Genomic DNA, 21,974 nt, shown 5'->3' on the forward strand with positions numbered 1-21,974 from the left:
GGGGTGAGCTCAACTCTTGTTTACGCGATTAAAAGGAAATTAGCTTGAAAGCGACTACATTAACCCGTAATTTTTATCATGGATTGGCTGTAGCTATAGCCATCACTCTATTTGGATGTGCGTCACAAAATAGGACAGTTTTAACACCCACCGAGAAATTGAACGTTGAAGCGTTTCACTGTGGCGAGCAGTGGATGACAGAGGTCGATGATCTTTTAATAAGTGGCGATGGTAGCGGGCATGGTCCTGATCTTGGCAGCCAAGAATGGCAATCGGTCATTGAGTTTAAACTTGGTGTAAGAAGTTACTCGGATAAGCCTGACCGTAGCACGCAGGATTGGTGTCGCTATATTGACGAACACTTAAAACAACATACCCTACATACGCCTTCATTCGCTTGTAACGAGGTAAGTGCAGGAAGCATGGAAGCCGTTATTTGTGATAGTGCGGCGTTGTCTCGACTGGATCGCAGGCTAAATTCTGTGTATAAAAAAATTGTAAAAGAGCCGCATTCGAAGCAGCTTAAAGCCGAGCAAAGAGGGTGGATAAAAGGGCGCAATGCGTGTTGGAAATCTAGCGATATCACGCATTGCTTGAAGCAGTCGTATATTCACCGTATTGCCGAGCTTGAGGCTCGTTTTGCATTAGTGACTAGCTCCGGGCATACGACGTATCTCTGTAACGATAAGTTATTATCCGTTTTTTACTACGATACTCAGCCACTAAGCATAGTCGCTGAATTTAATGACAGTGAAAAGCTGATGTTCATCGATAACTCCGCCAGTGATACTCATTACCGCGGTGGCGATTATCACCTTAAAGTACAAAGTAATGTAGCAATATTAACTTGGGGTTATTATCAACAGCCCATCCAGTGCAAAGTTACAGTAGACTAAATTTAGAAGCAGATTAGCGCTTCGAGTTGAAGCGCTAATCACCGGTTGAATGATAGCAAATCTTGTCGAGCATCATGATAATAAACGAGTCGTCTTTTGCTTTTCCTAAGAACTCCATAGCGTTAAATTCAAACGTCCCATCAGATTTGACTTCGTATTGAAGAAGAAAATCAAACTTTTCGCCTTCTTCTTCTACATAACCATCAATATTTATGTAGTTTCTGCCCCAATCGCTTGTGAGATAATCCCAAGTGAGTTCGGTAAAAAAATTATTCATAACTTGGCGAAAAGTGTAGTCGCTACACTCTTTAAACGGTGTGTCCTGCATTCGGTCAATTTCTAACTCAGCAGTATAATCGGCATAAGCTACAGATGAGGTGACTAAAAATCCAAGTGCAGCTAGGTTAAGTGAGAGCTGTTTCATCATTTTCCATTTTTATGTCTGACGCGAAATTAAAGTATATCAAGCAATATGAAATATTTTGTTATTCGAACCAAACTACTTTATTTTTGCCAGTATGTTTAGCCTCATACAAAGCTTTATCAGCATCATTTAAATGTCCTGTAATAGACATTTTTTCCATCTCGGGAAGTACCGCTTTTACACCAATGCTGACCGTGAGATGTATTTTCTCTTTTTCTGACAGTGTAATTTCCAAGTTAGATATGGATTCTCTGATGGTCTCGATCAGTGCGCTAGATGATCCATGTGTGGCATCAAGTAACACAAATGCAAACTCCTCACCTCCCATTCGCGCGGTAAAATCATCACTGCGTAGCGCATCCTTTATGGTGTAAGCAATCAGTTTAATAGCTTTGTCACCAGCATCATGACCGTAGGTATCATTAATAGACTTAAAGTTATCGATATCTACCATACCAATTAAATAGGGGAAGGATATCTCACCAACTTCGGCGGCTTTTTCCATAAAGGCACGTCGGTTGGGCAGGCCTGATAAGGTGTCGGTCATTGCAAGTTCAAGCAGTTTGTTTTCTGCTTCTTGGCGCTCTTTATCGAGTTTAACCGCATAGTATAAACCCGCTAGAGAATCGACCAGTGGTTGTAAGAATTTTGCATCTTCTTCGGTATAGTCAAAAAACTTATTCGCCAGTCCTATCATACCGACCAATTCGCCATTGAGCTTTATCGGCAGCCCTAAAAACTTAGAGATCCTTGGGTGTCCTTTTGGCGTGCCTTTCGACGCAGGGTGCTTGCCTCGTTCATTACTAATGACGGTTTTTCCCGTCAGGATCACTGATCCAAACAGATTATTAAAATCAGTAAAATAGAGATCGTTATCATAATATCTCTGTACCAATTGAGAGCTTAAATCATTCCACTGCATTTCTGAAATGGCATGAATAAAGAGCCTTGGTACACCGGCGGTATGCTCAAGCTCGCCGATCAGCGCAAATTGGCTATCCGCAATGTCGATGAGCTCTTCTAGAATTTCACGGCATGATTTAGACAGATCACCTGTTTTTAAATAGGCTGACTGTGCTTTACTGATAAAAGACAGTAATTGCTTTTGCTTTCGCTCTTGCAACTGTGCTTCCATCCGGTAGGTAATATCCCGGTGAGTACCAGCAAGGCGCAGTGCTCTGCCACTATTATCGCGTTCAACCACTTTGCCATAGGTTTCTATCCACACCCAGTGGCCATCGGCATGTTTCATTCTATAGGACGTTGTGTAGGCATCGGTTAACCCTTGTAGGTGTTTGGCTAGGTCTCTTTCTACGTGACTACGATCGGCTGGATGAATAAGTTGGCGGAAGTAATTAACACTGGTCTCAACGTATTCAAATTCAATTCCAAGCATATCACACCACTTTTTATTAACTTTATTGATATCTGCTGGAATATTCCAATCCCATGTACCTAGCTCCGAGGCTTCTAACAATAGGCGCATCTGTCGGTTCGTCTCATTGAGTTTGTCTTCGGTGTACTTTTGCGCAGTATTTTCGGTAATAAATGCCTGAATGCTTGTCATTCTGCCGTCGTGGTTAAAATGCGCCACGGTGATCATACGGATCCAAATCTGTTTTGAGTCTAATGCCATCTCTAGCAAAATTTCAGACGCTTCTAAACCATCCAAGTGGTTTTGTAAGTTAAAATGAAATTTCTCAACACTTGGCTCGGTGAGTAAGTCTTCAAAATGCAATTCCCCGGAGCATAAGTGAAAGGCGTCAATACCAATCACGCGCTCAATATTCGGAGAAACCGTACGAATGCGCAGCCCATTATTGTACTTCCACTTAATTAACACGATTGGTGAAAAGCGGATTAACTCTTGATCTTCGAGGTATAACGAATAGTTTTTTTGTAGCTCTAAAATATTGGTGATAAGACCGCTGATCGTCTCGAGTAAATGAACATCTCGCTCGGCATAGTTTTTCGGTTTGGTATCGATTAAACATACGCCACCGATTGGCTTGCCGTCGAGTCTAAAAGGTACACCCAAGTATGAGCGAATGTAGGGCTCGCCAGTCACGAGCGGGTTATTGGCATAATTTTCATCCAAGGCGGTATCTGGAACAAGCAAAGACCTGTTATGTTTGATTAAGCTCTTACAAAAAGCATCTTGCTCCGGTGTCCTATCGGCTAGGATCCCATGTCTGGCGATCAGATGTTGCCATTGCCCTTCGATTACAGTGACTAAAGTTATTGGTACCTCAAAATAATCAGATAGGGAGGTAAGTAGCGTATTGAGGTCGGCGAGCGGAAAGCTTGATTCGACTAAATCTTGTGTTAATTCAACTTTTGCAAAAGTATCCACGCCTACTCTCCGTTATTTAAAAATGCAGCGAGTTGAGTGGTATTACTTTGTATCTCGTGAGGTAGTGCGGTATCGAGTAACTTTTCCAACTGAATTTCTAGCTCTATCTGCTTTCTTGGCAGTAAGGATTGCTCTATGTTATCCAGTACGAATAGATAGTTATGGGTCGGTGATGGTAATATTTTGTAGTTTCTGAAAACTTCTTGCGCCGCAGCTGCCAATTTCGGTGTGGTGAGTTCGCAAGTTGGCAACGCATAGTAAGTGAGAACGGGGTTTATCGAGTAACATAATAGCAGTTCGGTGATAACTTCATAGACGTTAATTTCGTCTGTTACTTCGACTTTTTCTATGGTGATCAGATAGAACTCTTCGTCTTTTGGATTGCTGCGGATCTCACATCTTAAAACACCAAGAGGAGTGTGGTAGATGCCATTACCACTAAAGCATGCCGAGAACTCTGCAAGTATCTGAGATTCTATGTCTTTGCTGAGATTATGTTCGACAACTTGGCCTTCATTATTGATTAATACCCGTGGGCAATCACGCTTTTTTAGTTGTTCCTGTAAAACCGTTTTAAAATAATTATTATTGTATACGTCTATTGCTGCATTAACTTCTTCGAGTAATTTGTCGTTCTCCCATGGTTTACATAAAAACTTATGCGCAACCTTGCTATTAATCATATCAATAAGCATATCGGAGTCGGTATAACCGCTAAGAATTAGGCCAATTGCACCAGGGTTTATTTTTTTGGCTCGTTTTAGAAAATCTCCACCATTCATTAGCGGCATTCTAAAATCAGAGATAATAACCTGAACGGGGTGCGTGTCTATGTACTCAAGAGCTTCAAAAGGATTATCAAAACTGACAACCTCTACCGAAGGCAGCCGTATGACTCGTTTTAACGCCTTAAGTATTGACGTTTCATCGTCTAATATCAGTACTTTGTAACTAACTAAAGTATTTGCTTCTGAGTTCATAGAAAAGCTCCAACCAATCTTGGCTCTTTTGATCAAAAAAGGTGTTGATCACCGTCTGATTGACTTCTTTATTGGTGATAGTGTCTATAAGCAACAATAGCTTAGTGGCATTGCAATCTGAGCTAGCCGTTTCTAGGGCATTAATGAGTGCATACAATTGATCTGTGATGGCTGACTCGTAGCCAATTAACGTGGCTGTATAAAGGGCGATGTGTAATTTCTCGATATAGCAACTCTGTGGGGAATGACATTGACTTTCGGTAATAAGCTGAGCTATTTCTGAGCCGAGCTCACCTAGAAATAATAAGGATTGAAGAAAAACAACACGCTCAGAGTCAATTGATGCGTCATGTAGCTTGTGTACCAATTCCTTAAGTAACTTGACCTTTTTAAAGTTAATATCGCTTAACTGCTCACAGTTCGCGATATCATATCTGGCTGCGACCATATTGTGATAACACACAGAGACAATAATTGCAGACACTAAATCTACACCGAGCGTCTTAATCGCGGTAGAGAGGGAGTATTGCTTCGTCGATAATCCCACATAAGCACTGTTACACAGGTGGAATAATTTAGCTTGAATGAGCACCTCTTGTTCTAGCATCGCTTCAAGCTTATGAAAATCTAAATCAATGTCTTCAATTTTACTTAGCAAGATAGGCAATTCGTTTTCAATGAAAGTTTCATTTAACGCACGCTTTATTGCTTCTCTTAAAGGCAGCTCATTGAGTCGATAAAAAGCGGTGATAACCTCATCGAATTCTTCTCTTCGAAATGGCTTAGCGATGATAAAGGTCGCAGAAATTGAAGATTTGCACAGTACCTTGCCCGTGGTATCGCCCGTTAATAACACGGTGAGGACTTGCGGATAACGGCGTCTAACGATATTGATTAATTCAACACCGTTAATCGATGGCATAAGGTAGTCACTCACAAAGATGTCTATGCTCGCTAACGTATCTAGGGATTCTATGAATTGTTTAGGTGATGAAAAGGTCAGTATCTCAGCGCCTTCCATGCTGATTTTGAAGTGGCGGTGGAGCGACTTCAACATTAACTCATCGTCATCAACGAGCACAATCCGTGGCACTTGGCTTTTAATAGACATAGTGAGTAAACTCCTCAAGCAAAACAGGTTTTCCGATGAGATATCCTTGTACTTCATCGCATTTTAACTGTTCTAGAATTTCAAGCTGTTCCACGGTTTCTATACCTTCAGCGACAACTTTTAATTCAAGGTCGTGAACTAATCGAATAACATTTTGGACAAGATCTCGAGCTGATTTTGAACTGTCGATATTTTCAATCAGGCTTTTGTCAATTTTGATAACATCCACTGGCAATTTTGAAATATAGCCCAGTGAGGAATATCCCGTACCGAAGTCATCGATGGCAATGGAGAATCCGATTTCTTTTAATTGTAGTAATTTAGTTTTAGCTTGCTCGAGATTTTCTAAAACAAAGTTCTCGGTGATTTCTAACTCGAATTGCTCGGGTTTGAGCGAATACCTTTCAATAATCGAATACATGGTTTGTACAAAGCAGGGATCGGAAAGTTGATAAGGTGAAACATTCACTGCAACTTTTTGGATCTCAAGTTCTTCCTTTTGCCATTCGCACAGTGCGATACACGCCTGCTCAAGTACCCAAGTTCCTATTTTGACTATTTGTCCGTCTTTTTCTGCCAACGGAATAAAATAATCTGGTGAGTTAGCGCCAAACTGGGTGTTCTTCCAGCGAATTAACACTTCGCAACTATTGATTGAATGTTCATTTAAATTAAGCTTAGGCTGGAACCTTAGATAAAACTCATCATTATCAACGGCGTTAAATAATGCCTCAGAGACTTTATGCTCGTTTAGCTTTTCTGAAAGCAGTGATTGCGAATAACGCATATAGAAGTCAGTGCGAGACTCGCAAACAAATTGGGTATAGATAACTAAGCTGTCTATTGCTTCCGATAGTGGTTGCTCAGGCTCAATCATGGTGTACGAGACAGAGAACTTGATTTGGATATTTTTGCGAATGAAAAATTGTTTAATTGAGTTGATTAACTCATCTAAAAATTTGTGTACCTCAATTTCACTTTGTACTGAATCTAGCCAGAAAATAGCTTGGTCAAAGCTGATTTCAAGCATCGAAAAATGAGTCGCTTCGCTCAGTAGAGCATGATCTATGATTTTTTTAAACGTATCTGAATATATTGGGGTATTAGAAATAATATTCTTAACCAACAAGTCTCGAATTTTCAGGCAGATCATGACAGAGTTATCGGTGCGATTGATATGTTCGAGAAAGCCCAATTTGCTCTGATAAAAGTTAGGATATTTATCCTGCTCGCTGGAGAGGGGTTTAATGATAAGTAGGTAGCTGGATTCTGTTTTTAGCTTGAGCTCAACTTGACATAACACCCCAGAGCTTTTTAATGTTGCAATTCTGCGTTCAGTAAAATCATCAAGGCATTTATCACTTTCAAAATTAAACAGTTGAAAGAAGTTGCCTTTATTGACCTCGTTCAACACTAATTCCGTGTAAGCGTAATTACAGTCAATGACATTACCTATGGTATTAACTTCGACTAAAGGTGCATTATTGTTACGCAATATCTGGGTTTTTAATTCGTTTTTGTGATGGTTTGTGAGTGCCGCTTCTATCGTAGTGTACAGTTCTTCGTTATTCCAAGGCTTGGATAAAAACTTAAAGGTGTTATTCGCGTTGATCAGCGACTTCATATCGTCATAATCAGCTTGCCCACTGAGCACGATGCATTCAATACTGGGATCATGCTTTTTCACTTCTTGGATAAGCTCTTGGCCATTCATGTTGGGCATTCTGAAATCAGTAATAAGCACATGCGGTTTGTGCTCTTGTATTAAACCGAGCGCTTGTCTTGGGTCATCGGTATATACCACTTCATAATGCTGTAAACGCAGAGTGCGCTTAAGCGACTTTAGAATATCAATTTCATCATCAACCAACATGATAGGTGCATTCATAGCTACCCCTGGATTAGCGCATTAATTTTTTCTAACAGAATAGAGTTATCAAACGGTTTAGAAAGGGCATCGTTGGCGCCCATCGCTTTGGCCTTTTCAAGTTCTACATCATTTAACGCAGAGATCACCAAAATCTTAATCGCTTTAAATTCTTCTTTTTCGCGGATAAATGAGATCACTTGAAAGCCATCCATTCCCGGCATGGAAAGATCGAGCGTGATTAAACTTGGTTTAAACTCAGAGATGGCAATGCCTGCCATAAAGCCATCTCCAGCTTCTTGTATCAAATAATCGTTGCCTATCACTCGTCTTATCGCTTTTCTATATTGGGGCTCGTCATCAATGATAAGCACCTTAGCTAAATCCCGTTCTTTATCAGAGTGTAGACCACTTTCTGCGATTTGATAGTCGCTAATAAAGTCTTGCGAAAGGGGGATTTTGTGCTTGTTTAAAAAGGATAAAAAGTCTTCAAGTAAGACACGGTAGTTACCGCGTCCAGGAAGCTTATGACCTTTTAATTCGCCATTGGCAATCCAGCGACTTACACTGCGTTGGTGTACGTTACAGTAGCTGGCGATTTCGCTTGGTTTAAGTGTTTGCATAGTCTTATTGCTTTAATTCTCTTACCTATTGGTATAGCACAAGAAAACTAATAAGACAAAAGCGACATTAGAGACAAAGAAAATAGAGTATGTTTGTGAGCTAAAGGTATCAAGGCGGGGAGCCTTGATACCATCATGGATATATAAACCTATAACACCATCGCGGCTATCCAGCCGAAGCAGAGTAGTGGGATGTTGAAGTGAATGAATGTTGGCACCACGGAATCCCATATGTGATCGTGCTGGCCGTCGGCATTTAAGCCAGAAGTGGGTCCAAGTGTGGAATCTGATGCAGGAGAGCCCGCGTCGCCTAATGCACCTGCGGTTCCCACCAAAGCGGCGGTAGCCATAGCGGAAAAGCCAACCTCTAGAGACAAAGGTACAAATAGCGTGGCAATGATTGGCACGGTTGAAAATGAACTGCCAATTCCCATGGTAATAAGTAATCCAACAAGCAAAATCATCGCAGCGGCAAGAGGTTTATTATCGCCAACAAAATCGGCACAACTTGCTACTAAACTTGCCACATCGCCCGTTGCTTTCATGACGGAGGCAAAGCCTTGAGCAGAGATCATGATAAAACCTATCATTGCCATCATCGCCACGCCTTTGCTGAAAACATCGGAGTTTTGTTCCCATTTCACAATGCCAAAGAGGCTAAAAATCATCACGCCAACGAGCCCACCTAATATCATTGAGCCACTGTTATTTTGTGCAATGAGAGAAGCCAGCACCGCAGCACCGCCGACGATCATGACTTTAGTTGCTTCTTGGCCTTCCGGTACTGTGTTTGACTGAGTACTTTGCTGTTGACTCACTTCATAAACTCGCTTTTTACGATAAGTAATGAAAACGGCAACCAACAGTCCTATCAACATACCAAGCGCTGGGATCACCATAGCGTATGGCACGTCGAACTTAACCAATTCTAAACCATTATCTACAAGGTTTTTATGCAAAATAGAGTAAAGGTAAATGCCACCGAATCCATATGGCAACACCATATAACTGGTCGCTAAGCCAAACGTTAAAATACACGCAATCGCACGGCGGTCTATCGTCAGCTTGTTCAGTACGACTAATAGCGGTGGAATGAGGATCGGAATAAACGCAATATGGACAGGCACAAGGTTTTGCGAGGCAATCGAGCAAGCCAAGATGATGACCATTATAAACATGCTTAAAAACGTTGAACCTTCGCTATCATTGGCATTAACCAATTTGAGCAGCTTTTGCGCGAGGATTTGAGTTAAGCCAGACTTTGAAATAGCAACTGCAAACCCACCTAACATGGCATAGCTTAAGGCTATTTCTGCGCCGCCAGATAGCCCATCATTAAAGGCGTTTAAGGTTGTCTTCAAATCTAAACCGGCCACTAAGCCCGCAGCTATTGCACTAACTGTCATGGCGACAATTACATTTATTCTAAAGAGGGTTAACCCCAGCATGAGCAAGACGCCCAAAATAACAGCATTCATACTATTTTCTTGCCTTTCTTTTTATTGATTTATACAACCTCTTCAACTCACCAAGCTCAAGTTTATTAAGTGGTTTTTGTTGATACTGTGACTTTTCAATTAATTGATAAAACTGCCAAAGCGACGCTTCTAACTCAGGAAATAACTTACATAACTCAACAATATGTTGTTTCGCCGTAGTGCCACTTAGGTGCTCTTTGAAATCGGACACTATAGCATTGTAATAGACAAGTTCGATAGGGCGTTTATGCCGAGTAAGCTGCTTGCTAAGGTAAAATAGCGCAATTGAGAGCAAAAGCAGCATAAACAGGGAAAATATCCCAGCCCAAAATTGACCATTACTCCCAAACCACTCTTTAAACAGTGCGCCTTGCTTTTCTTTGTCAAAATTAATGACGACGCGAGTCCACTGATAGTCAAGCTCCTCGAGCTGTAATCGCAACCAATTAATAGATTGCCAATTAGACAACCCAATTAAGCTGTAGCCCAAACCACTTTTAAACTCGCTCGATAATTGTTCTAACTGAGAAAGACTCCCTGTCATGCGTTCTGGGGCAATCCAGGCAGTTGGGTCTAAGCGTTGCCAGCCAATTCCCGGTGTAAAATATTCAACCCAAGCATGTGCGTCATATTGATAAACGCTGTAATAGCCTTGATTGTCATTTTTTTCACCGCCCAGATAGCCTGATACTAAGCGAGCGGGGATACCCGCGCTTCGCAGTAGAAACGCCGCAGCAGAGGCGTAATGACCACAAAAACCGTTAAACGAGCTAAATAGAAAGTCATCAATCCTATCGCTCGATTGGGCTGTAGTTGGTGTTAAGGTATAGACGAAACCATTTTGCAAAAAATAGCGCTTCATTAATTCAATGAATTGGCTCGTTGTTGTCGATTGACTGTCCCAGTCGCGCGCCAGTTGCCTTGCCTGTTGATTAATGCCGTCAGGTAATGCGGTGTTACGCCTATAATACCAAGGCCTTAACGAGTCTTGGGGTTCAAAGTCAGTGAAATCGATTTGATACTCGACAGGTTTTGCTGATAGGTTTTTCAAATAGACCGTGCCAAACACGTTACTATTCAACTTAGCGTTTCTCGAATAAGAGTATGACAGGCCATACAACCAAGGAAGTTGACTTGGCTGCGCAATAATGGTTGCTGCGCCGATCGGCTCTTTGGGCAACGCTCTGATATTAGTACCTTGATACTCAGAGACTTTCCATTGCCGTCCGTCAAATTCATCATGAATAATTGCACGCCAATAGAAAGGTCCAGTTTGTTGAGTGTTCTCAAATGACGCCCTAAACACCAAGTCGCTGGACTGGGATAAGTTTGCGATATTGAAAGGATCTACATTCTCAGATAATCCTGTTTTTGCTTGATTCTGCGGTGCAGGTAACTGCCAAAATGCCGGGAGTTTTGGTAAAAAAACGACTAATAAGGTAGCTACAGGCAGCACCAATACCAATCCCTTTGCACTTACCTTAAGCGCAGGTTTGAACCTTAGGTTTTGCTCGAGATTAAGCATGATAGCTAAATTAACAGCCAGCAAAATCAATACAAGAAATGCTGCAAATATACTTTGTGTAAAAAGAAATAAGCACGGATAAGTAAAGAAATTCAAAATACATATTTGTGTAAATTGGCGAGCTTGCGTGGCATGCACTTGTTTCAGTAGCGATGCAACCAACATCAAAGCCACAAAAACATTCACGCTGTTTTTTATACCTATTAATGAGGCCGTTGCAATGGCGCCGAGTAAAGTGACCAAGTTGATAAAGCGAATGCTTAACACGCTTGGTTTAGTCACCAACCTCGATGCTTGCCATAGTGTTAAAACGGTACATAACCCGACAAAACCGATACCAAAATCATCGACAAGAATAATGCTCAGCAGCCATAAAAATAGTGACGTGCTGTAGTACCATTTTGGGAAGCTAGAATTCACTTAATGCCTCCAAGCAACATAGTTTATGGGTTTCACCTTGACCGAACGGGATCCTGTTTTGTTGAAGTAACAGGGCATAACTTGTTTGTTGCTTATCGGCGTCAAGCACCATAGTACAAAGTTTACTCAGACGTTCTTCTTTGCTGCCTGAAAGTTTAGAATAATCGAAAATAATGCGGTGTAAATCGGCCGACTCCGGTGCATTCTGTTTAATTAACATCAGTTCCGTCTTGGCGTAATGCTTCCAAGAAACGCGGCTTAAACTCATCCCTTTTTGATATTGCGAGAGATGGTCGAACTCAACTGAACGCTCTTTCTGTTGTATGCTTTGGCTAGTATTCGAGGCACTGCCGAAGCTAAACTCTGTGTCTACAACGGGCAATGGAGTAGGGTACACGTAGAAAGCATCGTTTGGTTTTATATACGACCAGGTACGAATAAGGCCAAATGGGAAGTAGCTGAGGATTTTAATTACCCCCGTATCATATACGCCACGAGGTAATTCAGGGGCACTTAGCTCGAGAATTTTCTCATCACTCACTTTGGAAATATAGGTAGCCGTTTGGTTGTATTCACTTGAAAGTCTGAGTGATTGGATCTCTGTGCTAGATGAAATACTGAGCCTAATAGATGAACTATATGGGCTAAAATTAGCATTACTTCCCAAATATCGGACATTTGTATTGTTCAAGTTGAAAAAACCTAAAAATAGGGCGGCTATCATCATCACAGCCATAATGTAGGACACTGCAAGGATTAGATTATTTTGATAGTTGATCCCCAATACAAAATTAAGCAAAGCCACAGCGATAAAAAAACCGCCATCCTTAGATGGCAGTATGTAGATATTATTATGAGATAACCGTATTTCTGAGCGTTGATGTCGTTGATAAATATGCTGCTTAACTTTCCGTTTCAAGCGGTTAATCATGCTTAATGTACCGGTACGTTTTGAAAGACCTGTGTCTGAACTTCTGCTTCATTAGTCGTGGTAACGCCAAGCCGATGGGCACAGACTGAAGTGAAAACGGCTTGAACATCATCGGGTATGACGAAATCTCGACCACTAATAAACGCATATGCACGACTTGCGGCTGCAAGTGCGATGCTAGCTCTTGGCGACAAAGGATCGCTAAATTGACCTGAGCTTCGTGTGTAGTTAACTAAGCGAAGGATGTAATCAATAATAGCGTCACTTAGCACAATGTTAGGCACAACTTGTTGATAGGCTAACAGTGTTTTACCATCGATCACTTGTGGTGCTTGAGTCAGTTTTCTCGCTTTCCCAGCTAATTTAATTAGCTGCGCTTCTGCCATTTCCGAGGGGTATCCTAAGCTTATACGCATAAAAAAGCGGTCTAGTTGTGACTCAGGCAGTGGATGCGTGCCAGATTGATGCTGAGGATTTTGCGTTGCAATCACAAAAAATGGGCTAGGGAGCTCATGGCTTACGCCATCGATGGTTACTTGATGTTCTTCCATGGACTCCAACAACGCGCTTTGAGCTTTTGGACTTGCGCGGTTGATTTCATCGGCCAGTAAAACTTGGCTGAAAATTGGACCAGGATGGAATTCAAAAGACTGATGTTCACGGTTAAAAATAGAAGTGCCGGTAATATCAGCTGGGAGTAGATCGCTAGTAAATTGCACGCGACGATATGTCAGACCTAACACATCTGCAAGAGAATGAGATAGCGTCGTCTTACCCATACCTGGTAAATCTTCAATAAGGAGATGGCCGCGACACAAAAGACTGCAGATCGCGAGCTTTATTTGTTCAGGCTTTTCTAAAATAACGGTAGAGAGCGCATCGGTAAGTTTCTTTATTTCTTCATTCATGTAACCAGCTCTAAACGCTTCATAACTGAATCCACTTTATGTGCATTGAAAGGTTTAGCGATAAAGCCCTTAGCACCAAGCTCCCAAGTGTTTTGAACATTCTCCATACTATTATGGCCAGAGCACATGATGACATGGGCCACAGGAAAGTTTTCGTTGATGTAGGAAAGAATTTCGGTGCCATCTGTATCGGGAAGCTCAATATCTAAAAAGACAACACTGGGTTGTTTATGCTTTAGTAGCGGCTTTGCGGAATCAAAGTCTTCACAACCATAAACTTCTTCAAACCCTAAGTTTTCCAAAATCTGTGTCAGAAAATCTCTGATCTCAACAGCGTCATCAATTATCAAGATTGGTTCTAGCGGTCTTACAAATTCCATATGTCGATACTTCAAATTACAAATTCAACCACATACTATAAAAAGCGAAACCATAGCTCAATAGAAAATACAGTAAACTTTTTAATAATGTCCGATACCGTCTAGTATTGGACATATTAAGGGTGATTAAATTGGCTTTCTTAACACTACAATTACTACAAACTATATAGCCTATAATTTACGTTATGTTAAATACAGTAAATTAAAAGAGAGATTAACTTACTCTCTTATACAATCAAAATTTCGTTGGATGTTTACGGACTAATTTTTGACCTGCTTTCGTTTTCGAATGTAAAACTGACACTGCTGTTTCTAATGCTACGTCTTTACCATTTTTGTCCATGTCGCCAGCCACGATTATATTTGGTTCGAAGTCTTCACGAAAACTACCATTTACGTGATATAAGCGTTCAAACCCAACTTCAACCCAAGCGTTACTTTGATCAAGGACGAGACGTTTGATGCCGCCAAGCAAATCAGCCATCGGTGCGCCAATTACTGCGTCCGCACCCAAAGCATCAAAGCCAATTGTCATGCCTTCTCCAATACTGCCAGTCCAGCGCCCAGCAAGTACAACAAATGGTACCTTTATTTGTTGCTTTGCTGGTTTAGTGAGCGCGTCTTTTAACTCTGCTTTGTTGAATTGTACAGATCCCGTTTGATTACGGTACTTTTGATACACGCTTGGCGCAGCAGTAAAATGTCCAAGTATGGGTTCTGCGACACCAGTATTCCCGCCGCTGGGTGTATTTCTAAGGTCAATAATATAACCTTTCACTTCACCTAAAAGCTTTAATGCAGCTTTAAACTCATCAACGGTTTGGGCGTTGCCCATGGCGTTATTAAATCGAATATGACCAAATTCATCTATTTTTTCGTAGGATACTTTAGGCCCATTACCTAGCGCATTTATCGCATCATAACTTGCGGCAAGTTCGACAGTTGCTAGCTTTGTATCCCGTTGAAATTCAATTTCGCGTTTTTGATAACGTTTTCCTCCTAACGCAATATTCAGTGCGTAACTCTTCTGAGCCTTATTTAATTGACTCAATGGCACCTGCATTACGTCTTGGATGGCTTGCGATATTGTATTGCCATCTATCCTTGTCACTTTATCTCCGGGTTTTATCCCTTTAACGTCTGCATCGCTGCTACGTTTTACGTCAATAATAAGTGCGCTGTTATCATTAAACTCGACATACATATCTGCACCTGTTGGATACACACTGTAATCCTCTTCATTTAATGGACCAAGATTGAGGTGCGGATCTGTAAAGTGGCGTAAATATGCTTGGCTTAAATCAATAAAGGCTTGCTTTGAATCTAAATTATTTAACTTATTCTCAAATAGCTGCCGAGTTTGCTGGTAATCTTTAAAGTCATCTAGATATGCGTAATGGGTTTGCAAGTTATGATCGAGTTCTTTCCAAGCATCTAACGCGCTAAAAGTCTCAGCACTTGCAGAAAAATTTGTTGTTAAAAGGAAGCTGAAGCATAAAAAAGCATTTAGTTTCATATTATTATGTCCTTGTTATTATTATTTAATCCCAGTTATTTCATACTAATGAAGCGCTGCGCTAAATGGAATACGCTTACAAATATCCGCTTCTGCGATGAGAATTTCCTCTAAACGTTTGTCTATCGTTAATTTGTCGAAATACTCGTAGCCGAGCTCCACAAAGAGGTTTTTGTGTTTTTCTTCTGACTTGGCGATTGCAACATAAAAGTCTTTCTCTTTGCCTTCAGGAAGCGCTTCTGCAACTAAAGAAAAACGCTCGTGGCCCCTAGCCTCAATTACCGCACCAATCAGTAATCTATCAATTAAATATTCATCTGTGCCTTGGCGGAATAATGCGCGCATTTGCTTTATATAGGGGTCTTTTTGATCGTTTCCTAGTAGCGTACCACGCTCGGTTAAGATCTTAAGTACCTGTTTAAAATGGATCATTTCTTCTATTGCGAGATCAGCCATCGCTTTTACTAGCTTGATCCTGTCTGGGTAATGACCAAGCATTGCCATCGCCATTCCGGCTGCTTTTTTTTCTGCAGCGGCGTGATCTTGAAGAAAGGTATCAAAGTCGGCTAGGACTTTTTCAGTCCAGCTAAAAGGTGTGTGATATTTTAATTCAAACATAATTCTATCTTGTATATACAGCTTGTGGTGAGTATAACAAACTCAGGTGCTCGAGCGAACTTGCATGCTAAAGAGCGCTGTGTCTTTATCTGCTTTGCCATTACGTGTCGATTCCACTTTATTGGGGTGTGAAAACCACTTCCATGCAGTGACTTTACCACCGATATTGACATGCGGAATGGTCACTTTTTCTTGAGTCACGCCTATAAATTCGGCAAGCGTTTGCTCGGCATCAGTCGCGGTTAGATTGACCATTATAATAGGAATATGATTCATTTTTGCAAAGCTAAGCACCCTATCATGATGCTTGCAATAACAATCCCGCCAATAACCATCATCTTCAAAATGTTTGTCAAAATCAGGAAAAGTTTCCAAATAACAACGCTTAATGGTGTCGTTAAAGCCCCCTTTTTGTGACAGTAAATTTTCTTTCATTGCCGTCATCAAACGCTTAATTGAGGGAAGCCATTGCTCAAAATCTCGTGTCAAATGTACTATTTTAACTTCAGGATATAAAGCATATAGTTTTTCATAGTCAGCAAAAACGGGCGTGTCAGCAATAAACTCAGCGCAGTCTAACGCTTGCCTTGTGTATGCCGTGTGTGCTGTTTTGTATCCAGCACCTAATGCAGCAATACACAGACTTGTTGTGCCCGTTCGTGGTAAACCCGTTACCAGAAATTTGTGTTTTGTCATATTTAGATAAAGTAATACACGAGGTTGAATGACGCTAAAATAAGTATTACTCCATATGTTGTCGCCATCGCTACTTTTCTGATTGAAAAGTTGGTTTTACCGAGTGCAACATAGTGTGCAACTCGAGAAAACAAAAAAGCAATGCCAAAAGCATGAAGTAGATATGGGTTGATTTGTTGAGTTTCGAGTAACAACATCATTAACAGTACGAAAGGTGTGTACTCGATAAAGTTGCCGTGGATCCGTATTGCACTTTGCAGTTCATCGACACCGCCATCTCCTAGCGATACTTTGTGTCTGTATCTGAGTGATATTATGTTAAAACTGAGTTTAATATAGATTATTGCCAGTAATGCCGCATATAAACCGGTGATCATAAAAAGCCCTCCAATGGAGGGCTTAGTGTATAAGTTTAATTAGTTCACAGCCAGTATTACTCAATTAAGTAAACAGCATAAACTTCCGCGTTCAATGTAATTGCACCTGTGTTATACGCATTTTTGTATGCGCCTTGATCTGCTTCCATAGCCACCGCTGCAGAGCGCACGTAAGGCTGAACTGGCGTTTGCATTGGTTGGAATGAAACTGAGTACAGTTTTGCCAATTCAACATCAAACTCGCCTGCTAGTTCTTTAGCTGCTTTCTTTGCATCTTTAATGGCGGCTTTTTTGAGACTTTGCAGATACTTGCCTTCATTTTCAACACCAAATTCTGTGTTATTGAACTGATTGATGCCGCTGTCTACAAACTCTTGAAGTAACTCTGGGTATTTTTTGATGTCTTTAAGTTTCACAGTCAAGCTGCGGCTCACACGAAACCCATCAAACTCTTCTTCATTTGATTCGCGATTGTAGCGTGTCTGTCTGTAAACATTCAGTTGCTCTGCATGAATATCGTCTTCTTTAATATCGAAGCGTTTAGCGATTTCGATGGCCTTAGCCATGATCTTATCGACGTTTTCTTTGGCTGTAGGTAGCGATTTTTGCTTTTCGGTAATGGCGACACGTATGGTTGCAACATCGGGTTGTACTTGAATAAATGAAGTGCCTTTAACATATAAATGCGGAGAGTCAGGCAATGCGCCTGCAAAGCTAAATCCAGATAAACATAATGCCAGTAAGCCAGTTAAAATTCGCATCTTTTGCTCCTAAAATGTGATACCTGCATATTCAAGCATATTTCAATTAACAACTACTGAATTGGATTTCAGGGTAACAAATTTTAACAAAATGGTTGATTATCACTCTGAGAAGTTATATGTGGTACTCTCAACTTTTACGCGTGATTGATAAACAAAAATCGCCGCCAATATGAGTTGGCGGCGATTTCTGTTTTAGCTAGGGCCTGTTGACCTTTGCTGTTTGATTTTTGTTCTTCTGAGTGTGTTTTGGTCGCGACGCTCGACTTGCCGCCTAGTAATCTAGGCAAAAGTTGAGCAACAATGAACAAATCGCACTCAGGTGAACCCAAAGGGCAGCGCTTGACTGGCATTTCTACTGTGTTATCACCTGACTTACATAGAATAACTATGCTACGCAGGCTCTGCCTTGTATAAATACCAGTCAAACTGCTGCAAAAACAAACTTGAAAGATCAACAGGCCCTAAGTAAAAGTAATTAGACGCTACAGCGTTTGTAATTTCTATACTTAGGGAGCCAATAGTTTTTCTCTATCGCTGCCCAAATTGCGTCGTCTTCCATTTCAAGTGCAACGCCCTCTTCCATTGCTTTTTTAGCAACTGCAAAAGCAATTCGCTTACTCAACGGCTCAATTTCAGTTAGGGCTGGTAGTAAGCTACCTTTGCCCGTATTAGCACGTGGTGATGATTCAGCAAGCATTTCGCTCGATACCATCAACATGCTATCTGTAATACGGTTCGCTTTAGCTGCAAGTACACCAAGGCCGATCCCTGGGAAGATATAACTGTTATTACATTGAGGTATGATAATTGTTTGCTCACCATGTACTACAGGTTCAAATGGGCTTCCCGTAGCTACAATTGCTTGACCATCAGTCCACTCAATCACATCTTTTGGATGCGCTTCAACTTGGCGTGATGGATTACTTAGTGGGAAAATTATCGGCTGTTCGCACCCTGCATGCATCGCGCGGATCACTTGCTCAGTGAATAGACCTGCTTGACCTGACACACCAATTAAGATGTCTGGTTTTGCACAGTGCATTACATCTAATAAAGATGCAAATTCACCACTGTATGTCCAATCCGCAAGGTTGGCTTGTTGTTGAACTAGCGCTTCTTGGAAATCTCTTAGCCCTTCCATGCCTTCTGTCAGAAGGCCAAAACGGTCCACCATAAACACTTGGCTTCTCGCTTGCTCGTCGGTTATCCCTTCTGAAATCATTTGGCTAATAATTTGCTCTGCAATACCACAGCCAGCAGAACCTGCACCAACAAACACCACTTTTTGTTCCGAGAGCTTTGCCCCCTTCACACGGCAAGCGGCTAACAGCGAGCCTGCAGTAACCGCAGCGGTGCCTTGGATATCATCGTTAAAGCTACAGATTTCATCGCGGTAACGTTTCAAAAGTGGCATTGCGTTAGGTTGCGCGAAATCTTCAAACTGTAACAGCACATTAGGCCAACGGCGTTTCACCGCTTTAATGAATAAATCTAGGAATTCATCATATTCAGCTTGGTTGATACGCGGGTGTCTTGCGCCCATGTACATTGGGTCGTTGAGTAGCTTCTCGTTGTTTGTCCCCACGTCAAGCATAACAGGCAACGTGTAAGCTGGGCTGATCCCACCACACACGGTGTAAAGTGCCAGCTTACCGATAGGAATACCCATACCACCAATACCTTGGTCGCCAAGGCCTAAAATACGTTCACCATCTGTAACCACAATAACTTTTACTTTGCCTTTAGTAGCATTTCGTAAAATATCGTCGATTTGATAGCGGTCTTCATAAGAAATAAACAAACCACGAGAGCTGCGATAGATATCTGAAAACTTCTCACATGCATCACCTACTGTCGGGGTGTAGATGATTGGCATCATTTCTTCCAAATGATCACGTACTAAGCGGTAATACAGCGTTTCATTGTTGTCCTGAATAGCGCGCAGGTAAATGTGCTTGTTTAGGTTGTCGCTAAAGCTTGAATATTGCTGATAACAACGCTCAACTTGCTCTTCAATTGTTTCATAACGAGGAGGAAGTAGTCCTGCTAAGTTGAAATTTTCACGCTCGCGTTGAGAGAATGCACTCCCTTTGTTAAGCAATGGTGTTTCTAATAGCGTAGGACCTGAATAGGGAATGTAGAGATAATTTGGATCGGTTTGTTTAGTCATATTTACAAGCTTGACACTAATTTTTTAGTCTAAGGGTTCATTATTGTCGAAAAGGATTAAATTACAATGAATTTAGTGCTCATCAGACCATTATTAACGCGCTCCAGAGCACGTTAAACGCATTTTTCTGGAACGCTAAATTATAGCCTAAAAGCACTTAAGAAACCACGGCTTATTCGCTGCTCTCACCGAGTGCAACACCTTCTCTTCTTGGATCTGCGCCACCGATTAAATGTGTTCCACGAACCTCAATGGCATGCAGTCCTGAGTTTAAGTCACGGATCTGTACTTCATGACCTTTTTTCTCAAAGTACGGTGCTTGTTTTGTCAGCTCAGTGCCTTTTTCAAGCGTTGTGTACTTATTGCGATTGGTGATTTTTGGTAAATCAATCGCAGCCTGCACAGATAATCCCCAGTCCAGAACACCAACTAAGGTTTGAGCAACATAGTTGATAATACGACTACCGCCAGGCGAGCCGACTATCAATTTAAGCGACCCGTCTTTGTTAAATACCATGACGGGTGCCATAGAGCTTCTTGGGCGTTTGTTTGCTTCTACCCGGTTAGCGACCCATTTATCCCCTACTTTTGGAGAAAGCGCAAAGTCGGTTAATTGGTTATTGAGTAAATATCCGTTGACCATCACCGTCGAGCCAAATGCCATTTCTATCGAGCTTGTCATAGAAATAGCATTACCCTCGGCATCTACAATCGACACATGGCTGGTCGAAGGTAATTCATAACTATCATCCATAGCATAAGCGAGTGTGCCCGAAGTTGGATCGCCTACTGGAAAGTCGTGATTATCCGTTTCACCGATAAGTTTGCTACGGCCTAATAGATATTGCTCGTTAAGCAATGCTTTTGCTGGCACTTCAACAAAATCAGGATCGGCTACGTAAAAATCTCTATCGGCAAACGCTAGGCGAGATGCTTGAGTAAAGAGGTGCAAGGCTTCTGGGTCATTTGCCTTATACTTACCTAGGTCGTACGGTTCCAGCAGCTTCATCATTTGCAAAACGGCAATACCACCACTGCTAGGCGGTGCCATAGAGCAAACTTTATATACACGATATTCCGTACAAATAGCGTCTCTAGTTTTGCTCTTATAATGTTCTAAGTCGCTCAGCGCCAATTTGCCAGGTGCGATTTCAGACTTTTGCACAGCTTCTACTAATTGAGTGGCATTTTGCCCTTCATAAAAGGCTTGGATCCCTTGTGTTGCTACTTTGTAGTATAGGTTTGCCAAAGGCAGATTCTTTTTAAGGGCCCCTGGTTGTAGTGCTTTACCATCCGGATAAAAATACTCTTTTGCGGGACTGAGCTTTGTCAAACCTGGGTTGAGTTTTTTCTCAAGCAGCATATTTAAACGTGGAGAGACGATAAATCCTTCTCGAGCTAATTCAATCGCTGGTTTAAATAATTCCTGCCATGGCAATTTACCGTATTTGTCATGTGCTGATTTAAACGCGTGCAGAATGCCAGGCACACCAACAGAGCGACCGCCCACAACAGCCTCAATCCACCTAACCGCATTACCCGTATCATCTAAAAATAGATCAGGGCCTGCAAGTTTTGGTGCAGTTTCTCTTCCATCAAAACTAATTAATTCATTGCTTTTCTTGTCGTAGTGCAGGATAAACGCCCCCCCACCTACGCCCGAAGATTGCGGCTCAACCAAGGTAAGCACAAGTTGAGTCGCTATCATGGCATCAACCGCACTTCCCCCTTTTGAGAGCATCAATTGACCTGCTTTACTCGCATAGGGATTGGCAGCAACGACCATGTACTTTTCTGCGGTGCGTGCTTCTTTAGATTGGAAACCTGTTGCGGCTTCCGGCTCTCTAATTTCGATTTTTTGTTGCTCAGCTAAGGTGTTGGTTGAAAAGCTGAATGCGGCAATCACGGTTAGTGATGCAAGTGTATGTTTCATAATA

The 21,974-nt window shown here is 41.6% G+C and carries 20 protein-coding genes; 1 reads left to right on the forward strand and 19 read right to left on the reverse strand.

Features of this window, described 5'->3' with window-relative positions; all coding sequences use genetic code 11:
• Window positions 1-44 precede the first annotated feature (44 nt).
• On the forward strand, window positions 45-896 hold the full coding sequence (locus tag PNC201_RS08585) for a lysozyme inhibitor LprI family protein (protein ID WP_102056798.1): 852 nt from the start codon (window positions 45-47) through the stop codon (window positions 894-896).
• Window positions 897-930: 34 nt separating this feature from the next.
• Here the strand turns inward: PNC201_RS08585 and PNC201_RS08590 are convergent, their stop codons facing one another.
• From PNC201_RS08590 to ggt, 19 genes are all read right to left on the reverse strand, one after another.
• Window positions 931-1,323: a hypothetical protein gene (locus tag PNC201_RS08590; protein ID WP_225739576.1), complete on the reverse strand. Its 393-nt coding sequence runs from the start codon at window positions 1,321-1,323 to the stop codon at window positions 931-933.
• 58 nt (window positions 1,324-1,381) lie between these two features.
• A complete protein-coding gene (locus tag PNC201_RS08595; protein WP_102056799.1) occupies window positions 1,382-3,673 on the reverse strand; it encodes a sensor domain-containing diguanylate cyclase in 2,292 nt (763 codons plus the stop codon).
• 2 nt (window positions 3,674-3,675) lie between these two features.
• Window positions 3,676-4,653 (reverse strand): response regulator, encoded by a 978-nt coding sequence (locus PNC201_RS08600; protein WP_045989674.1) that lies wholly within the window; start codon window positions 4,651-4,653, stop codon window positions 3,676-3,678.
• Window positions 4,625-5,764: a response regulator gene (locus PNC201_RS08605; RefSeq protein WP_010604753.1), complete on the reverse strand. Its 1,140-nt coding sequence runs from the start codon at window positions 5,762-5,764 to the stop codon at window positions 4,625-4,627. The genes PNC201_RS08600 and PNC201_RS08605 overlap by 29 nt, the downstream gene beginning before the upstream one ends.
• Complete coding sequence (locus PNC201_RS08610; protein WP_010604754.1) at window positions 5,754-7,652, reverse strand: EAL domain-containing response regulator; 1,899 nt, start codon at window positions 7,650-7,652, stop codon at window positions 5,754-5,756. The genes PNC201_RS08605 and PNC201_RS08610 overlap by 11 nt, the downstream gene beginning before the upstream one ends.
• Window positions 7,653-7,654: 2 nt before the next feature.
• Entirely contained in the window at window positions 7,655-8,254 is a 600-nt protein-coding gene (locus PNC201_RS08615) for a response regulator (protein ID WP_010604755.1), read from the reverse strand.
• A gap of 149 nt (window positions 8,255-8,403) precedes the next feature.
• Window positions 8,404-9,732, reverse strand: coding sequence for a Na+/H+ antiporter family protein (locus PNC201_RS08620; RefSeq protein WP_102056800.1), 1,329 nt, complete (start codon window positions 9,730-9,732; stop codon window positions 8,404-8,406).
• A 1-nt stretch (window position 9,733) separates the two neighbouring features.
• A complete protein-coding gene (locus PNC201_RS08625; protein WP_102056801.1) occupies window positions 9,734-11,677 on the reverse strand; it encodes a transglutaminase family protein in 1,944 nt (647 codons plus the stop codon).
• Window positions 11,667-12,596, reverse strand: coding sequence for a DUF58 domain-containing protein (locus tag PNC201_RS08630; protein ID WP_233525238.1), 930 nt, complete (start codon window positions 12,594-12,596; stop codon window positions 11,667-11,669). Before PNC201_RS08630 ends, PNC201_RS08625 begins: the two co-directional genes overlap by 11 nt.
• A gap of 14 nt (window positions 12,597-12,610) precedes the next feature.
• Entirely contained in the window at window positions 12,611-13,516 is a 906-nt protein-coding gene (locus tag PNC201_RS08635) for an AAA family ATPase (protein ID WP_102056802.1), read from the reverse strand.
• On the reverse strand, window positions 13,513-13,896 hold the full coding sequence (locus PNC201_RS08640; protein ID WP_010372856.1) for a response regulator: 384 nt from the start codon (window positions 13,894-13,896) through the stop codon (window positions 13,513-13,515). The genes PNC201_RS08635 and PNC201_RS08640 overlap by 4 nt, the downstream gene beginning before the upstream one ends.
• A 235-nt stretch (window positions 13,897-14,131) precedes the next feature.
• The gene (locus PNC201_RS08645) at window positions 14,132-15,412 is read right to left on the reverse strand and encodes a S41 family peptidase (RefSeq protein ID WP_102056803.1); all 1,281 of its coding nucleotides are present in this window, start codon (window positions 15,410-15,412) and stop codon (window positions 14,132-14,134) included.
• 45 nt (window positions 15,413-15,457) lie between these two features.
• The gene (locus PNC201_RS08650) at window positions 15,458-16,030 is read right to left on the reverse strand and encodes a tRNA-(ms[2]io[6]A)-hydroxylase (RefSeq protein ID WP_010604765.1); all 573 of its coding nucleotides are present in this window, start codon (window positions 16,028-16,030) and stop codon (window positions 15,458-15,460) included.
• A 42-nt stretch (window positions 16,031-16,072) separates the two neighbouring features.
• Window positions 16,073-16,726 (reverse strand): sulfotransferase family protein, encoded by a 654-nt coding sequence (locus PNC201_RS08655; RefSeq protein WP_102056804.1) that lies wholly within the window; start codon window positions 16,724-16,726, stop codon window positions 16,073-16,075.
• 2 nt (window positions 16,727-16,728) lie between these two features.
• Window positions 16,729-17,103 carry an MAPEG family protein gene (locus PNC201_RS08660; protein WP_102056805.1) on the reverse strand — a complete coding sequence of 125 codons (375 nt, stop codon included), beginning with the start codon at window positions 17,101-17,103 and terminating at the stop codon, window positions 16,729-16,731.
• A gap of 56 nt (window positions 17,104-17,159) precedes the next feature.
• Entirely contained in the window at window positions 17,160-17,864 is a 705-nt protein-coding gene (locus PNC201_RS08665; RefSeq protein WP_102056806.1) for an SIMPL domain-containing protein, read from the reverse strand.
• Window positions 17,865-18,001: 137 nt separating this feature from the next.
• Window positions 18,002-18,217 (reverse strand): hypothetical protein, encoded by a 216-nt coding sequence (locus tag PNC201_RS23665; protein ID WP_102056807.1) that lies wholly within the window; start codon window positions 18,215-18,217, stop codon window positions 18,002-18,004.
• A gap of 125 nt (window positions 18,218-18,342) precedes the next feature.
• Window positions 18,343-20,037 (reverse strand): NAD-dependent malic enzyme, encoded by a 1,695-nt coding sequence (locus tag PNC201_RS08680; protein ID WP_095726893.1) that lies wholly within the window; start codon window positions 20,035-20,037, stop codon window positions 18,343-18,345.
• Between the two features lie 172 nt (window positions 20,038-20,209).
• Window positions 20,210-21,970: a gamma-glutamyltransferase gene (gene ggt, locus PNC201_RS08685; RefSeq protein ID WP_102056808.1), complete on the reverse strand. Its 1,761-nt coding sequence runs from the start codon at window positions 21,968-21,970 to the stop codon at window positions 20,210-20,212.
• Window positions 21,971-21,974: the final 4 nt, after the last annotated feature.

Source organism: Pseudoalteromonas sp. NC201, from assembly GCF_002850255.1.
In the GTDB taxonomy this organism is placed as follows: domain Bacteria; phylum Pseudomonadota; class Gammaproteobacteria; order Enterobacterales; family Alteromonadaceae; genus Pseudoalteromonas.

Excerpts from the sequence above, each read along its gene's own strand:
- PNC201_RS08635 (WP_102056802.1), bottom strand. The coding sequence starts at position 13,516 with ATGAATGAAGAAATAAAGAAACTTACCGATGCGCTCTCTACCGTTATT.
- PNC201_RS08665 (WP_102056806.1), bottom strand. The coding sequence starts at position 17,864 with ATGCGAATTTTAACTGGCTTACTGGCATTATGTTTATCTGGATTTAGC.
- PNC201_RS08640 (WP_010372856.1), bottom strand. The coding sequence starts at position 13,896 with ATGGAATTTGTAAGACCGCTAGAACCAATCTTGATAATTGATGACGCT.
- PNC201_RS08650 (WP_010604765.1), bottom strand. The coding sequence starts at position 16,030 with ATGTTTGAATTAAAATATCACACACCTTTTAGCTGGACTGAAAAAGTC.
- PNC201_RS08680 (WP_095726893.1), bottom strand. The coding sequence starts at position 20,037 with ATGACTAAACAAACCGATCCAAATTATCTCTACATTCCCTATTCAGGT.
- PNC201_RS08600 (WP_045989674.1), bottom strand. The coding sequence starts at position 4,653 with ATGAACTCAGAAGCAAATACTTTAGTTAGTTACAAAGTACTGATATTA.
- PNC201_RS08655 (WP_102056804.1), bottom strand. The coding sequence starts at position 16,726 with ATGACAAAACACAAATTTCTGGTAACGGGTTTACCACGAACGGGCACA.
- PNC201_RS08605 (WP_010604753.1), bottom strand. The coding sequence starts at position 5,764 with ATGTCTATTAAAAGCCAAGTGCCACGGATTGTGCTCGTTGATGACGAT.
- PNC201_RS08620 (WP_102056800.1), bottom strand. The coding sequence starts at position 9,732 with ATGAATGCTGTTATTTTGGGCGTCTTGCTCATGCTGGGGTTAACCCTC.
- PNC201_RS08645 (WP_102056803.1), bottom strand. The coding sequence starts at position 15,412 with ATGAAACTAAATGCTTTTTTATGCTTCAGCTTCCTTTTAACAACAAAT.
- PNC201_RS08610 (WP_010604754.1), bottom strand. The coding sequence starts at position 7,652 with ATGAATGCACCTATCATGTTGGTTGATGATGAAATTGATATTCTAAAG.
- PNC201_RS08660 (WP_102056805.1), bottom strand. The coding sequence starts at position 17,103 with ATGATCACCGGTTTATATGCGGCATTACTGGCAATAATCTATATTAAA.
- PNC201_RS23665 (WP_102056807.1), bottom strand. The coding sequence starts at position 18,217 with ATGCCAGTCAAGCGCTGCCCTTTGGGTTCACCTGAGTGCGATTTGTTC.
- ggt (WP_102056808.1), bottom strand. The coding sequence starts at position 21,970 with ATGAAACATACACTTGCATCACTAACCGTGATTGCCGCATTCAGCTTT.
- PNC201_RS08615 (WP_010604755.1), bottom strand. The coding sequence starts at position 8,254 with ATGCAAACACTTAAACCAAGCGAAATCGCCAGCTACTGTAACGTACAC.
- PNC201_RS08590 (WP_225739576.1), bottom strand. The coding sequence starts at position 1,323 with ATGATGAAACAGCTCTCACTTAACCTAGCTGCACTTGGATTTTTAGTC.